This window comes from Spirulina subsalsa PCC 9445, from assembly GCF_000314005.1.
In the GTDB taxonomy this organism is placed as follows: domain Bacteria; phylum Cyanobacteriota; class Cyanobacteriia; order Cyanobacteriales; family Spirulinaceae; genus Spirulina_A; species Spirulina_A subsalsa.
Map to the genome: position 1 here is coordinate 2,603,653 of NZ_JH980292.1, position 14,146 is coordinate 2,617,798.

Annotated in this window: 14 protein-coding genes; 3 read left to right on the plus strand and 11 right to left on the minus strand. The window is 45.8% G+C overall.

What is annotated here, in order from left to right; genetic code table 11:
• Positions 1-12 precede the first annotated feature (12 nt).
• The 8 genes from SPI9445_RS0111985 to adhE all read right to left on the minus strand — a co-directional run bounded on the left by SPI9445_RS0111985 (position 13) and on the right by adhE (position 7,875).
• Entirely contained in the window at positions 13-1,161 is a 1,149-nt protein-coding gene (locus tag SPI9445_RS0111985) for a hybrid sensor histidine kinase/response regulator (RefSeq protein ID WP_017304991.1), read from the minus strand.
• A 292-nt stretch (positions 1,162-1,453) separates the two neighbouring features.
• The gene (gene hypB / locus SPI9445_RS0111990; protein ID WP_017304992.1) at positions 1,454-2,248 is read right to left on the minus strand and encodes a hydrogenase nickel incorporation protein HypB; all 795 of its coding nucleotides are present in this window, start codon (positions 2,246-2,248) and stop codon (positions 1,454-1,456) included.
• A 2-nt stretch (positions 2,249-2,250) separates the two neighbouring features.
• On the minus strand, positions 2,251-2,592 hold the full coding sequence (gene hypA / locus SPI9445_RS0111995; protein ID WP_017304993.1) for a hydrogenase maturation nickel metallochaperone HypA: 342 nt from the start codon (positions 2,590-2,592) through the stop codon (positions 2,251-2,253).
• Positions 2,579-3,055: a hydrogenase maturation protease gene (locus SPI9445_RS0112000; RefSeq protein WP_017304994.1), complete on the minus strand. Its 477-nt coding sequence runs from the start codon at positions 3,053-3,055 to the stop codon at positions 2,579-2,581. Before SPI9445_RS0112000 ends, hypA begins: the two co-directional genes overlap by 14 nt.
• Positions 3,056-3,071: 16 nt before the next feature.
• Positions 3,072-4,238: a SpoIIE family protein phosphatase gene (locus SPI9445_RS0112005; RefSeq protein ID WP_017304995.1), complete on the minus strand. Its 1,167-nt coding sequence runs from the start codon at positions 4,236-4,238 to the stop codon at positions 3,072-3,074.
• A 69-nt stretch (positions 4,239-4,307) separates the two neighbouring features.
• Positions 4,308-4,817 (minus strand): PAS domain S-box protein, encoded by a 510-nt coding sequence (locus tag SPI9445_RS0112010; RefSeq protein WP_017304996.1) that lies wholly within the window; start codon positions 4,815-4,817, stop codon positions 4,308-4,310.
• Complete coding sequence (locus SPI9445_RS0112015) at positions 4,804-5,082, minus strand: (2Fe-2S) ferredoxin domain-containing protein (RefSeq protein WP_026079736.1); 279 nt, start codon at positions 5,080-5,082, stop codon at positions 4,804-4,806. Before SPI9445_RS0112015 ends, SPI9445_RS0112010 begins: the two co-directional genes overlap by 14 nt.
• 114 nt (positions 5,083-5,196) lie before the next feature.
• Positions 5,197-7,875: a bifunctional acetaldehyde-CoA/alcohol dehydrogenase gene (gene adhE / locus SPI9445_RS0112020; RefSeq protein WP_017304998.1), complete on the minus strand. Its 2,679-nt coding sequence runs from the start codon at positions 7,873-7,875 to the stop codon at positions 5,197-5,199.
• Positions 7,876-8,457: 582 nt separating this feature from the next.
• Here adhE and SPI9445_RS25315 point away from each other — a divergent pair.
• Positions 8,458-8,988, plus strand: a complete 531-nt coding sequence (locus tag SPI9445_RS25315) for a hypothetical protein (RefSeq protein WP_017304999.1) — start codon at positions 8,458-8,460, stop codon at positions 8,986-8,988.
• Here the strand turns inward: SPI9445_RS25315 and SPI9445_RS0112030 are convergent.
• Together SPI9445_RS0112030 and rpsF are read right to left on the minus strand one after the other, a co-directional pair.
• Positions 8,935-9,879: a calcium/sodium antiporter gene (locus tag SPI9445_RS0112030; RefSeq protein WP_017305000.1), complete on the minus strand. Its 945-nt coding sequence runs from the start codon at positions 9,877-9,879 to the stop codon at positions 8,935-8,937. The two genes, SPI9445_RS25315 and SPI9445_RS0112030, sit on opposite strands and share 54 nt — an antisense overlap.
• Before the next feature lie 319 nt (positions 9,880-10,198).
• Positions 10,199-10,537 carry a 30S ribosomal protein S6 gene (gene rpsF / locus SPI9445_RS0112035; RefSeq protein ID WP_026079737.1) on the minus strand — a complete coding sequence of 113 codons (339 nt, stop codon included), beginning with the start codon at positions 10,535-10,537 and terminating at the stop codon, positions 10,199-10,201.
• A gap of 287 nt (positions 10,538-10,824) precedes the next feature.
• Here rpsF and SPI9445_RS0112040 point away from each other — a divergent pair, with 287 nt between their 5' ends.
• The gene (locus SPI9445_RS0112040; protein WP_017305002.1) at positions 10,825-11,610 is read left to right on the plus strand and encodes a fumarylacetoacetate hydrolase family protein; all 786 of its coding nucleotides are present in this window, start codon (positions 10,825-10,827) and stop codon (positions 11,608-11,610) included.
• On the opposite strand, the gene SPI9445_RS0112045 is transcribed toward SPI9445_RS0112040, so the two are convergent.
• A complete protein-coding gene (locus SPI9445_RS0112045) occupies positions 11,607-12,434 on the minus strand; it encodes an ABC transporter permease (RefSeq protein ID WP_017305003.1) in 828 nt (275 codons plus the stop codon). The two genes, SPI9445_RS0112040 and SPI9445_RS0112045, sit on opposite strands and share 4 nt — an antisense overlap.
• Positions 12,435-12,666: 232 nt before the next feature.
• On the opposite strand from SPI9445_RS0112045, the gene SPI9445_RS0112050 reads away from it, so the two are divergent.
• The gene (locus SPI9445_RS0112050; protein ID WP_033373995.1) at positions 12,667-14,106 is read left to right on the plus strand and encodes an adenylate/guanylate cyclase domain-containing protein; all 1,440 of its coding nucleotides are present in this window, start codon (positions 12,667-12,669) and stop codon (positions 14,104-14,106) included.
• Positions 14,107-14,146: the final 40 nt, after the last annotated feature.

Here is a 14,146-nt window from a genome sequence, read left to right on the forward strand (position 1 = left end):
TAGAATAAACGGTTAAATCGTGGCTTGTTCTGGTCTAAACTGATTGCAGTGACAGGTCATTGGAGACAACTCATTTTTAGCAAAACAGAGTGTAACAGTGGTGCCGACATTTAGTTCACTTTGTAAAAATATACTGCCTTGATGCAGTTCTAACAATTGTTGAGCAATGGATAAGCCTAAGCCCGTTCCTGGAATACTTCCTACATTACTCCCTCGATAGAAAAGGTCAAAAATTTGGTTTTTATCTTCAGATGGAATCCCAATTCCGTGATCAGTAACGTTAAAAATGATCTGATTTTGGGTTTGTTTTGCCGCGAGATAAATCGGGGTTTCAGGGTGGGAGTATTGAATCGAGTTTGCTAAAATATAAAGCAAAATTTGCTTAATTATTTTCGGATCAAGATAAACATTTTTTGTCGGGGGAGCTAGGGTTAAGTTAAGATTGATTAGCGGATAAAGTATTTTTATTTCTTCTTGTAAGTCTAAGCAAAACTGATTAATATTAATGGATTTAATCTGCAAAGGGATTTCCCGAGATTCTGCTTTACTGAAAACTAAAATTTTATCTAACAAATCTGTTAACGATTTTGCCCCAGATTGAATTCTGTTGAGATGAACTTTTAGTTTATCCTCAGACCATTGATTTCCATAGCTATTAAGTAATCCAGCAGAAAAAACAATGGTAGATAAAGGGGTACGAAAATGATGAGAAATCATGGAAATCAAGCGAGATTTTAGCTCATTAAGTTCTTGTTCCTTGGCTAAAGATTTGCGAACTTCTAGTTGAGCTTGTGAGCGCGCTAAAGCAATTTCAATAATGGGATAGATTTGATTTTTTGCAAACGGAGGACTTAAATAACCGACTGGGTTAATTCCGGTGGTATGATGTAAGGTGGTTTGGTCAACAGAATCAGTGATAAAAAGAATGGGAACGTGGTAGTCTTGGGCTAAGGTCAAGATCAAGATTTGATTGTGACCAGACAAGATGAAGGATTTTCCAACTAATAGCAAATCAGGACTATACTGAAGAATTTGTTCTAGAGTATCTTCTTCAATATTGACGAGGTATACAGCTTGATAGCCTATTTGGATTAAAAGGGCTTGAAGTTTATGCAGATTGTGCTGATCTGCATCAATAATCATGAGTTTGACGGGATTCATGGTTGGAATTTCCTTGACATCTGACAGTTGATAAAAAAAACCGTTGATTAACAGTGCTTTTTTTCAAGTCTGACAAGAGGATGTATATTTTGAAGTATATTTTGGCGCGTTGACTATTGAGATCAATTTAACTTGAGTTGTGTGCAGTAGGAGAAGGTTTGGGGAACGGGGAACAGGGAACAGGGGAAATTCCGGCTTTTGCCCTCAAGTCTATTTAATTTGGTATGAGATCAAAAAAACTCCGTCAAATCCTAAGTTTGACGGAGCAAGGACTGGTCATTTTCAGATAGACTTAGCCCACGGGAGACAAGGCCTGAACTTTTCGGCACAGGGCCTCATACCATTGTTCCATTCCTTCCCCAGTGCGGGCGGAGAGGGCGAAGATTTGGGCTTGGGGGGCGATGCGACGGATGTTATTGAGGGCTTTTTCTTGGTCAAAACCCACGACTTCGGCGATGTCGATTTTGTTAATAATCACCACATCGGCGGATTTAAAGAGGGTGGGATATTTTAGGGGTTTATCTTCGCCTTCGGTGGTGGAAAGGAGGGCTACGCGCCAATTTTCCCCTAGGTCGTAAGCGGCGGGACAAACGAGATTACCGACGTTTTCAATGACGAGGACATCTAGATGATCAAGGTCTAGGTGTTGGGCGGCATGGAGTACCATGTCAGCTTCGAGGTGGCAAAGGGTCCCGGTGGTGATTTGGACCGAGGGAATGCCGCGATCGCGCAATCGTTGAGCGTCGTTATCGGTTTCTAAGTCCCCCACGACTACCCCCGTGGCTATTTTCCCCTGTAAGTCGGTGATGGTGCGTTCTAACAGGGTGGTTTTCCCGGATCCCGGAGCCGATAAAAGGTTCAACACCCAGAGGTTTTTCGCCAGAAAATACCCTCGATTCCGTTCCGCAAGGCGATCATTTTTACTCAAAACGGCCTGGGCTACATCGACGGTTTTGGTGGGGGTGTTTTGGGGGTGTTCGTGATCATGATGATGATGGGGGTGGTCATGATCATGATGGTGGTGGGGGTGTTCGTGAACGTGAATGCCGATTTCGGGGTGGTCGTGACAACCGCAAGTTCCACACATAGTTAGGATACCTCCAAGGATGTAAGTTCTATTTCTTGTCCCGCTAGGGGTTTTTGGATATAGCTGCCACAGTGGGGGCATTCATAAATTAAGTCGGGGGGATTGAAGAACAGGTCACAGTCGGGACAAAAACAGGTGACGGGGACGTTTTCAATTTCTAGGGTGGCACCCTCGGCAATGGTACCGGAGGCCACGACATCAAAGGCAAAACTTAAGGCCTCGGGGACGACTCCAGACACCGCCCCGATGCGCATTTTTAGGCGATGAATACGTTGGGCGTTTTGCTGTTGGGCATGATCGAAGGCGATCGCTAAGGTTTGTTCCATTAAACTAACTTCGTGCATAATCTTCAACGCGACTCAACAGCATTTGAATCTCTTCTAAGGCCCGAGGAATATTCTGGGTCGTCAGGGGGGAAAAACTCTCCCCAAACTCGAAGTTTTCCGCCGGAATCAACACCCAATAACTGGCCGGAGTGACTCGATACAGCACTTGACACAAGGCCAGTAAGGACTGGGGATTACTGGCATGGCCGAGGGGAGAGTGACTATTTTTGGGGTTAATAGGGGTCACTTGTACCCCGTTAGAGTCCCCGGTGTTGGGGTACACATCGACAAAAATCACCTGTCGGGATTGGGCCATCTCGGCCGCTAATTCCGGGGTGAGTTGGTGGACGGCTAAACTGGAAACGCCCTCCAGTCCCCAACTTTCCACGGTTTCGGCGATTTTCTGCCCGGCCCCGTCGTCACTGCGCAGGGTGTTTCCGTAGCCGATAATCAGGGTAGAACAGGGAGGGGGTGATTGCATTCTGGGTGAATGGGGGTTAACAATACTCAATGTCAACTTCTTTTTGGCGATCGCGTAAAAATTTAACTAAATCTTCAATTAAGCTGCGTCGGATAGAAATATTTTTCGGCAGCAGGGGGTTTTGATAGAATTCGTTAATTTTCTGACCCACTAAAAACAAGATCGAATCGGCCTGTAAAATCTCCCGCGCTAACAAATAGGCCCCATTGGTATCCGAAGGCAGACGAGTTAAGTCACAATTACAGGCTTTAATATACTCCGTCGCCTTAGAAATGGTAAGAATCCCCTCCGTCACCAAATCCACCCCCTTTAACAGCCCAATGGGGGGCAGTTCCTTGCGCATAGTGCTAATATCCATTTCAATGCGATCGCCCAAATAAGTCGCGACAATATTCCCCGTCGTCCCCCCACAAATCACCTTACGCCCCTCAAAATCCAACAAACGGCGCACATATTCCCCATCCCGTTTATTATCCAACGGCGGCCCCGTAAAAATCATGACCGGATTCCGTTGGCGAACATAAACCCCCACAAAGGTTGCATCATCCCCAATCTTGTCATGATACAACTTATGGGTTTCCTTAATTACATTCTGAACAATCCGTTGAGAAGTATTCCCATCCTTCAAAAAAACCGACTCAATATGTTTAGAAATATTGTCCCAGCCCCAACCAAAATTTAACTCAACCCCCATCCCTGCATACAACACCCCATCACTAATTGCCCCTAAAAAATCCCCCCGTTCTAAATACCCCTCCCCTACCTTAATTTTCCGATCTAAAATTAACTCTGTCTTTAAATCCAACCGATGAACTTTCCCCTTGCGGAAGTAAAAGCAGGGCGGATTATCAAAATTAATCACCTTAAAATGATTCGTTTCGTTATCAATTTGAATAATCGTAAACGTCGAATAGGCAATTTTCCGCACCTGACAAATCGGCAATGTGGCGATAATCGTTTTTAAGACCTCCTCCAACGGCACATCTGCATTTAACATCGTAGACAGAATTTCCGTCGTCAGCGTCGCCAAAATATTCGCCTTTACCCCACTCCCCAACCCATCAGAAATAACAACCGTTGTTTTCGTCTCCGCCTTAATAAACTTAACCTTATCCCCACACAACTCCTCACCTTGTTTATTTAAACTGAGGGTATAAATATCTAGGAAATTATCAACAGTCATAAAAGTTTATTTAAACAATCCGCAATTTTTATCCAAAAAGCATCCCCAACACCGCACAGCGCCAACCGATTAATCTTGCTCCAACATCTGAATAATTTTTAATAAACTCACCTTAGTTTCCGCCGTCGTTTCGCCCAACAAACCCGCGATTTCTTGCACTACTTTCATCTGATTGTCAACCACTTCGTTAACTTTTTTAATGGTTTCATTCTTGATTTTGCGTAACTCCCGCTTTTGGTCTAACTCGTGGGTCATATTCACCATAATACAGGCCACAATACTCTGATCTTCAATGGGAAAAATGACCTGATTCACATATAAATGATACTGGGAATATTCCTTTTCCTTCCCGCGAATCACCTCATTTGTCTCCCACACCTGCTTAAAGTCTTGGATATCGTCTTCATCTAAAAATAAAGACACAGGCTGATCAATAATATCCGCCGTTTGGACATTAAACATGGTACAAAATGCCGGATTCACTAACTTAACGTGCATATCCGCATCCACAACAATCAAAGCATTGGGGTCATATTTCCAGATTAATCGCCACAGATGATCCTGATTAGTTTCTGACATTTTCCTTCGTTTCTTGAATAGCAGGTAAAATCTCTTGAATGAACTTCGCCTCGACATTTTGTGGATTAATACTCACAAAATGCTGTTCTTCAAACTTCATCACAATGCCATAACTACAAGTTTCGAGACAAAAAGAACCCTTAAGTTCAATTTTATCATTGAGGTCATATTCTGCCAGTAATTCTTGTAACTTCGGGAGGACTTCATAAACTCCCATCTGATGACAAGCAGACCCCATACAGAGGTAAAGATTGCGTTTTTCCATAATTTTAGATTGAGGGAACGGGGAACGGGGAACAGGGGGGAGAGGGGGAGTTAATAATTATTACCTATTACCTATTACCCATTACCCATTACCTATTCCCCAAAAATCACGACCTTAAGATAGAACCATCTCCGGTAATACATTTAACTCTGGTTTGTGACCATTGCCACTAATTTCTACCTTGATATCTTCACTTACTAACGGTTTCCCTTCGTAAGCATCAATGATTAACTGCTTCAAGTCTTTAATCAAGGGATAACGAGGATTTGCCCCCGTGCATTGGTCATCAAAAGCTTGATCAGCCACCTGATCTAACTGCGCATAAAAGACACTGGGATCATCCTTCAGCCATTCCTTCATACTCTTAGGAATTCCTACTTTTGCCTTCAAATCTTCCACAGCCGCAATGAGCAGATCCACCTTTTCATCTTCCGTCTCACCGCCCAATTTTAAATGATCCGCAATGCGAGAATACCGCCATTTTGCATTAGGATATTTATACTGGGAGAACGTCGCCTGCTTAAAGGGAACATCCGTCGCATTGTAACGGATAATATGGGAGATCATAAAAGCATTGGCTAATCCGTGAGGAATGTGGAATGTCCCCCCCAATTGGTGGGCGATGGAGTGACAAATCCCCAAGAAACCGTTAGCAAAAGCCATCCCTGCCATAGTCGCGGCATAGTGGACTTTTTCCCGTGCTTTTAGGTCTTTTGCCCCATTTTCATAGGAACTGGGCAAGTATTTAAACAACAAGCGAATCGCTTCCAATGCTAACCCATTGGTATATTCTGAAGCCAACACAGAAACATAAGCTTCTATGGCGTGGGTTAAGGCATCAATCCCCCCAAAAGCGGTTAAACTCTTGGGCATATTTAACACCAATTGCGGGTCAACAATTGCGATATTCGGCGTTAACGCATAATCCGCCAGAGGGTATTTAATATTATTGCGGCGATCCGTGACAACGGCAAAAGGTGTTACTTCTGAACCCGTCCCTGATGTGGTAGGAATAGCCACCATAATGGCTTTTTCTCCCAAGGGGGGCAACTCATAAACCCGTTTGCGAATGTCCATAAAACGCATGGCCAACCCTTCAAATTCAATGTCGGGATGTTCATACATTAACCACATGATTTTTGCCGCATCCATCGGCGAACCCCCACCCAAAGCAATAATCACATCTGGGTTAAAGGTTTTCATCAAGCTTAAACCCCGTTCAACGGTGTCTAACGAGGGGTCAGGTTCTACATCATAAAATGTGTCGTATTTTAGACCAATTTCGTCTAAAACATCTTCTACGGGGCCCGTCATCCCTAAATCATAGAGGGGTTTGTCGGTGACAATAAATGCCCGACGTTTTCCGACTAATTCTTTCAAAGCAACGGGAAGAGAACCATATTTAAAATACACTTTGGGAGGAACACGGAACCATAACATATTCTCCCGACGTTCGGCTACCGTTTTAATATTCAGCAGGTGATGAGGTTCTACATTTTCGCTGATGGAATTGCCCCCCCATGTCCCACAACCAAGGGTTAAAGAGGGGTCTAAGCGGAAGTTATATAAATCCCCAATTGCCCCCTGAGAGGAGGGGGTATTAATTAACACCCGGGCGGTTTCTACGCGGTCTTCAAAGGCTTTAATGTGGTCAATATTGCCGGGGTTGGTATAAAGGGCGGCTGTGTGTCCTCGTCCTCCAAATTGGACTAATTGAGAGGCTTTACTAACAGCATCTTCGTAATCTTTCGCCCGATACATGGCTAAGACGGGGGAGAGTTTTTCGTAGGCAAAGGGTTCATCTGAACCGATGGTTTCTGCTTCGCCAATAATAACCCGTGTTCCGGGGGGTAGGGTAATCCCAGCAAGGGCGGCAATTTGTTCTACAGGTTGCCCTACAATATCACCATTTAAACGGCCGTTGATGATGATTTTTTCGCCCAGTCGTTGCTTTTCGTCTGGTGTGAGGAAGTAAGCGCCGCGATCGCAAAATTCCTGACGCACTTCATCATAAACATCCTCCACCACAATCACCGATTGTTCACTGGCACAAATCATCCCATTATCAAAGGTCTTACTTAAGATAATGGATGACACCGCCATTTTAATATGAGCCGTCGAGTCAATGAGCGCCGGAGTATTTCCTGCACCTACCCCCAAGGAAGGATTCCCCGAAGAATAGGCCGCTTTCACCATCCCCGGCCCCCCAGTGGCCAGAATTAATTTCACATCAGGATGCTGCATCAAGGCCTGAGATAAGGGCACCGTTGGTTCATCAATCCAGCCAATAATCCCATCCGGTGCGCCTGCTTCTACGGCCGCTTTTAAGACAATTTTAGCCGCTTCTGAGGTGCAACCTTTTGCCCGAGGGTGAGGGGAGAAAATAATCCCATTGCGGGTTTTTAGGGCAATTAAGGCTTTAAAAATTGCCGTAGATGTAGGGTTAGTTGTGGGGACAATTCCGGCTAAAATTCCCACAGGTTCGGCAATTCTTTGAATCCCAAAGGATTTGTCTTCTTCAATGACCCCGCAGGTCTTTTCTCCTTTGTACTTATTATAAATAATCTCCGAAGCAAAGTGATTTTTAATTACTTTATCTTCGACTATCCCCATACCTGTTTCAGCTACGGCCATTTTCGCCAAAGGAATCCGAGCCGCATTGGCGGCTAGAGCCGCTTTTTTAAAGATATAATCAACTTGTTCTTGACTATAACTGGCGTAGGCTTGTTGTGCTGTTTTAACTCGTTCTACGAGGGCTTCTAAGCTTTCTGTACTGTTAACAGTCAATACCATAGGATTTGTCTGCTCCTAAGTTTTGGATGAAACGTGCTTTCGTGTAGGCAGATGATCTACCTCCATCTCTCATGTTATCGTTCTACTCTCAATTAGTGGGGTGATTTTCCATAGGGTGGGCTTTTCTTAATCTCTGGTTAAGGATTGCCTAGTGCAAATTTTCTGGGTTGGGGCCTGTCTTCTGGTTTAAATAGCTAACAGATGAGCTTAGTTTTTTAACCTATTTTTTATTGACCTGATTTGTTTTTTTTGCTATAATACAATACTAGGATTTATAGTATGCCTATCTTAATCTCCCACTACATGATGCTGGATTGAATGATGAAAAATTCAGATTTTGTAAGAGCAAGTATTGAATTATTTCCTTTGAATTTGGCTGTAAGCTGGTTTTCTTTCGTTATAACTGATTCATAAGGGTTGCAGACTTTTCTGATAGTTCTTGAGTTTGTCTGTTACTCCTTCCATCGACAATCTGATCAACGAGGTGCAATTCAAACTCATTGTAGTCACTACAGAGCGCTCGCAAGCCGTGCAGAATAGTGCTAGAGTAAAGCGGAGCATGGCAAGGTTTGAGCATAACCAATGAGTGAAGAACTGATGCAATGGTTGGCGGAAATTCGGGCATTACGCCAACAATTGACCCAAGCTGAACGCGATCGCGATACTGCCCTAGAAAGTGCCGCCCACTGGCGCAAACTGTACAATATCGAAGCGCGACAAAGACGCACCGAAGCCAGACTAGCCCAAGAGGAACAGAATCGTCTGCAACGGGAATTAGGCAAACTCCAAGACGGTCCGATGCTGATTCGGGGGAATACCATTGAGGCTGAAGTGGGGGGATTTCCTGAATTAGAGGGGATTCAGGATGTCACCCATCTTCGACAAATGCTGATGACGGTGATGCAGGAACGCGATCGCGCCCTTGAAGCCCTGAAACTAGAACAGGAAAACCATGTTCACACCCGCAAAAGTCTAACCGCCGTTATTGGGGATACGATTGAGCAATTAGCCCGTCAACGGGGAGAGAATCGTGAGGGTCAAGGTAGCCCATCGGATTCCTTAGATAAACTCGAACAAACTGCCAATAAACCAGAGATAAAAAATAAAAAATAACCACCCTTCCCACCGAGTAATCTGTTTATCTTGGGTGACAAAGAAAAACATTAAGGTTCCGGCTAACATAGTGGCCATGCCATGAAATAGCAGTTCTGGAGGGATGATGAGCTTACCCACTAAACGGGGAATTCCCATCACCACTAAGGTATTAAAAATATTCGATCCTAAAACATTACCGACGGCAATTTCTATATTGCCCTTGCGGGCGGCACTAAAACTGACAAAAAACTCAGGTAAGGAGGTGCCGATAGCCACCACACTCACGGCAATAACGGCTGTTCCAATTTGGAGGATTTCCGCGAGTTCAATGACGGATTCAACGGTGTATTTTGCCCCCAAAAAGATGGCCGTGGCACTGAGGACAATCCAGCCGATTTGCTTCCAAATAAAGCCCGTCTGAGGTTCTAAGTCACAAGCTTCTGCGCTTTCTTGTTCCCGACTGCTGACGGTATAAATGGAATAGGTAATATACCCGGCAATACAGAGGAGCGCCTCAAAAAAGGAAAAATGGCGATCGCTGACCATCAACGCCCATAAAAAGGCAGACCCCACAAATAGGGGCAAATCAACATGAATCAGTTCAAATTGAATCTTTAACTTACGATGGAGAACGGAAGCCGCTCCAATAATTAGAAAAATATTAGCAATATTTGAGCCAACAACATTCCCAAAAACGATTTCTGAGGAATTTTGGAGGACGGCTAAAACCGAGGAAACTAATTCCGGTAACGATGTCCCAATAGCAACAATAGTTACGCCTACAATGAAAGCCGGAAGACGCAAATAAAGACCGATTTTTTCGGCCGCTTCAATGAAGATGTCAGAGGCTTTGGCTAAAACAGCTAAACTGATAATAAGAACCAGTAACCACAAAATTAAAGGAGACATTATTCCCTGAATGAGAGGACAAATGGCTTAACTTTTCAGTCTTGGGCGTAGGTGAATTGAGCATTTATCCTAGGGTCTGCTGAATAACACCAGACGCTAGGCTCAACAAGGGAACAGGGAGAGAGGGGGAGCAGGGGAGCAGGGGGGCAGGGGAGCAGGGGAGAATTGATAATTATTCCCTATCACCTATCACCTATTCTCTATTCCCGACTCCCGACTCCTGACTCCCCAACTCTCGGACTTATTCAGCAAGCCCTATCCTAGATTAGGGGCTTGACAAAATGCACAAAGACCAGTAAAGCCCCCACTTAAATTTGACTTAAGCTTCTACTGCTACAGGTTCCGACTCCTCGGATTCCGCTTTATCCTCATCTAACTTTAAGGTGATATAGCGGATCACTTCTTCACTTAAACGCATCGCCCGTTCAACGGGAGCCGTTTGGGAACCATCGCCTTGGTAATGTACTAAAACATAAATCCCATCTTGGAAGCGTTGGATTTCGTAAGCTAAACGGCGGCGGCCCCAGATTTTACTTTGAATAGAACTTGCGCCTAAATTGGCTAACATCTCTTGATATTTACGGGTGGCTTCGTTAACCTGATCCTCAGATAAATCAGGACGCAGGACATACATCATTTCGTAGCTACGAATTGTCATGGTAATTTTACTCCTTCTGGACAAAATGTTATGAACACAATGTTATGAACACAATGGCCTCCGTCCTCTGGGTGTTTCTCTCGGTTTAATCCTGCAAAGAGGCAACCCACAGGCAGAAGCAAGGATTGGTGCTGTTCCTCCAATTGAATGGGTGGGGCAACAAGCCGGATCTTATCCTAACATTTTTTGGCGGCTTATGCCCTCGCTCAAACTTCCCCTGAGTGAAAGTAGCCTAGGCGAGACTGTTCTATAATTATCCTTTAAATTTACAGGCAGTTTCTAGACTTATGGCGCAACGCTACGTTCGAGTGAGTAGTTCTCAAGGACAAACCTTTTATGGTTTGCTTCAACTCAACCGCAGTGTTCAGGTATTGGATGCTCCGCCTTGGTTGGGAGGGAGGGCGACGGAGTTAATTTTAGAGGTGGATGATTATACCCTCTTGGCTCCCTGTGCGCCGTCTAAAATTGTGGCGGTGGGGAAGAATTACGCTGCTCACGCGGCGGAAATGGGAACCCCGGTGCCGACGGAACCTCTGTTGTTTTTGAAGCCACCTACGGCGATTATTGCGGTGGGGAAGCCGATTATTTATCCTCCCCAATCGCAACAGGTGGAATATGAGGGGGAGTTGGCTTTAGTGATTGGCGATCGCACTTCTCAATGTTCTCCCGAACAGGCTCAGAGTCGGATCTGGGGCTATACCATCGCCAATGATGTCACAGCGCGGGATTTACAGCGCAAGGATGGCCAGTGGACTCGGGCGAAGGGGTTTGATACGTTCTGCCCTCTGGGGCCTTGGATTGTGCGAGAATTGAGCGCTGGGGCGCGTCTGCAAACCTTTGTCAATCAAGAAACCAGCCCCCGTCAATCGGTTTCTACAGAACAGATGGTTTTTGCCCCCCATATTTTGGTGTCCTATATTTCCCAGATTATGACGCTCTTGCCGGGGGATGTGATTCTCACGGGAACGCCTGAAGGGGTGGGCCCCTTGGAGGTAGGCGATCGCGTGCGGGTGGAAATTGAGGGCATTGGGGAACTAGAGAACCCCCTACAGGGGAGTCCTCGTGGGGTTTAGTCCTGTTGGTGGGAGAACCGATAGGCCCCCCAAAACGCCAAGGCAATGGCTACGGCTAACAAAATGGGGAAGGAATACCAAGGAAACTGGTTGAGGGGCATATAGGCGGCGGCTCTTAAACTAATACTGGTATAGGTGAGGGGGAGGCAGTAGACAATCACTTTGAGGACGGCGGGGAGGGTGCTGGGATCAAAAAAGGTGGCTCCGAGGAAGGACATGGGAACAATGAGGAAGTTGTTATAGAGACCCACACTTTCTAGAGATTTGACGCTTAATCCGGTAATCACCCCTAATCCGGCAAAAACGGCGCAATTTAGGATGAGAATGCCTAAAAATAGGGGATTAAGGAAGCTAAAAATTTTCCCAGTAAACAAAATCGCAATGATTAACACCGAAGCTGAGGTCATTAAGCCCCGGACAATCCCCGCCAACATTTTCCCTAAGTATAAAGCGAGGGGATGAACGGGCATGAGCAGTAATTCTTCAAAGGTTTTGGTAAAAAGGCGATCGCCACAAATAGAGAAAGTTGTTCCCCCAAAACTAATGGTCATGGACGATAAGGCCACCATACCGGGTAAGATAAACTCCAAATAAGAATCCCCGGCCGGAGGGGCCATCGCCCGATCTAGCGCACTGCCTAGCCCCAAACCAAAGCCGATAATATAGATTAGGGGGGAAATTAAGCCCGTCGCAGCAACTTGGGCAATGCGTACCCGTAAATCTAGCCAGTCTCCCCAGAAAATGGTCAGGGTATCAGACCAGAGGGTTTGTAGTTGGGAGCGTTGGGGGAGGGATTGCAGAGGGAGAGAGAGTTGAGCTTTCACCTGTTTTTGTTCAATCTGAGGTTGTCTTCATATTAATTTACAAGTTCCGCCCCGTTGGGGCAATGGAAATTTAGGTTTTCCGACCGTTGCCCCCCATCCAAGCCCTAGGGATGGGGCTAGAAAAGGTCATATCATTTCCCCGGATAGACTTGCGATCGCTGTCCTCCCTGTAATAATTAAGAATCAAGGGTGCTATGAGAATATCTGATTGCCAAGTAGGGGGAGAACCGTTGTGTCGAGAGAAGATCAGCCAGACTCGCTCAGTGTAGATTCGGCTTTGACTGCCTTTTTTGAACTTTCCCCGGATCTTCTTTGTATGCGGAATGACAAGGGATATTTTACCCGCCTTAATCCCCTGTGGACGAAAATCCTCGGCTGGAGTTTGGAGGAGTTGCGATCGCGCCCTTGGGTCGATTTTCTGCACCCCGATGATCTCGTAGCCACCCTAGAAATTGAGGACCGTTGTCATCACACGGCTACACCGATCAAACATCAAAACCGCTATCTGTCCAAAAATGGCGGCTATCGTTGGTTATCTTGGCGTTTATCTCCCTATCAACAAGGCCAGAGTGTGGGGATTGCCGAAGATGTCACCGAAAACTACTGGCAAAGCCGTGAACTCTACCGCGCTGGGATACAAGAAGCCCTCAAACTACGAGATCAGGCCATTGCCGCCAGTAGTGTGGGGATTGTCATTGCCCATACTCGTTTGCCCGATATGCCCTTAATTTACGTTAACCCGGCCTTTGAGCGCATTACTGGGTACAGTGCCGAAGAAGTCTTAGGCCTCAACTGTCGTTTTCTTCAATGTCCAGAAACCGATCCAAATGAATTGCAACGACTGCGGGAGGCCATTAAGGCGGGAAAACACTGTACCGTTACCCTACTCAATCGGCGCAAAGATGGCACCCCCTTCTGGAACGAGTTAACCATTTCCCCGATTTATAACTCTCAGCAAGAACTCACCCACTTTGTTGGAGTCCAAACTGATATTAGCGATCGCATTAACGCTGAACAAGCTCTGCGCCTAGAAAAAGCCAAATCTGAACGCCTCCTGCTCAATGTTCTCCCCCGTTCCATTGTCCAAGAGCTTAAACAGTGTCAAGGAACTCTCGCCCAACAATTCCCCGAAGTCAGCATCTTATTTGCGGATATTGTGGGATTTACCACCTTAGCCGCCCAGATGCAGCCTCTGGAATTAATTAGTCTGCTCAATCAAATTTTTTCCGCCTTTGATGAACTCGCCGATCGTCATGGGGTGGAAAAAATCAAAACCATTGGGGATGCTTATATGGTAGCCAGTGGTTTACCTGTAGCACGGGATGATCACGCGGAGGCGATCGCAGAAATGGCACTAGATATGATCACCGCCCTCCAATCCTTCCGCACCCGCCAAGGAGTCCCCCTCCATATTCGCATCGGTATCAACACCGGAACCGTTGTCGCCGGGGTCATCGGCACCCGCAAATTTATTTATGATTTGTGGGGGGATGCGGTTAATGTGGCTTCACGCATGGAGTCCTCCGGTTTACCCAGCCAAATCCAAGTCACCGCCGCCACCTACGAGCGCCTACAAGAGAAATATCAGTTGGCGCAACGAGGGGTGATTACCGTTAAAGGGAAGGGTAAAATGACCACCTATTGGCTCACCGGACGCAAGGATGGGGAGTGAAAAAATATTTGGCTAAAGGGCTTGTCAAGAGGCGTGGTTT

Excerpts from the sequence above, each read along its gene's own strand:
- SPI9445_RS0112010 (WP_017304996.1), bottom strand. The coding sequence starts at position 4,817 with ATGTCAGAAACTAATCAGGATCATCTGTGGCGATTAATCTGGAAATAT.
- SPI9445_RS0112005 (WP_017304995.1), bottom strand. The coding sequence starts at position 4,238 with ATGACTGTTGATAATTTCCTAGATATTTATACCCTCAGTTTAAATAAA.
- SPI9445_RS25315 (WP_017304999.1), top strand. The coding sequence starts at position 8,458 with ATGAGTGAAGAACTGATGCAATGGTTGGCGGAAATTCGGGCATTACGC.
- SPI9445_RS0112040 (WP_017305002.1), top strand. The coding sequence starts at position 10,825 with ATGGCGCAACGCTACGTTCGAGTGAGTAGTTCTCAAGGACAAACCTTT.
- hypA (WP_017304993.1), bottom strand. The coding sequence starts at position 2,592 with ATGCACGAAGTTAGTTTAATGGAACAAACCTTAGCGATCGCCTTCGAT.
- SPI9445_RS0112000 (WP_017304994.1), bottom strand. The coding sequence starts at position 3,055 with ATGCAATCACCCCCTCCCTGTTCTACCCTGATTATCGGCTACGGAAAC.
- SPI9445_RS0112030 (WP_017305000.1), bottom strand. The coding sequence starts at position 9,879 with ATGTCTCCTTTAATTTTGTGGTTACTGGTTCTTATTATCAGTTTAGCT.
- adhE (WP_017304998.1), bottom strand. The coding sequence starts at position 7,875 with ATGGTATTGACTGTTAACAGTACAGAAAGCTTAGAAGCCCTCGTAGAA.
- rpsF (WP_026079737.1), bottom strand. The coding sequence starts at position 10,537 with ATGACAATTCGTAGCTACGAAATGATGTATGTCCTGCGTCCTGATTTA.
- hypB (WP_017304992.1), bottom strand. The coding sequence starts at position 2,248 with ATGTGTGGAACTTGCGGTTGTCACGACCACCCCGAAATCGGCATTCAC.
- SPI9445_RS0111985 (WP_017304991.1), bottom strand. The coding sequence starts at position 1,161 with ATGAATCCCGTCAAACTCATGATTATTGATGCAGATCAGCACAATCTG.
- SPI9445_RS0112015 (WP_026079736.1), bottom strand. The coding sequence starts at position 5,082 with ATGGAAAAACGCAATCTTTACCTCTGTATGGGGTCTGCTTGTCATCAG.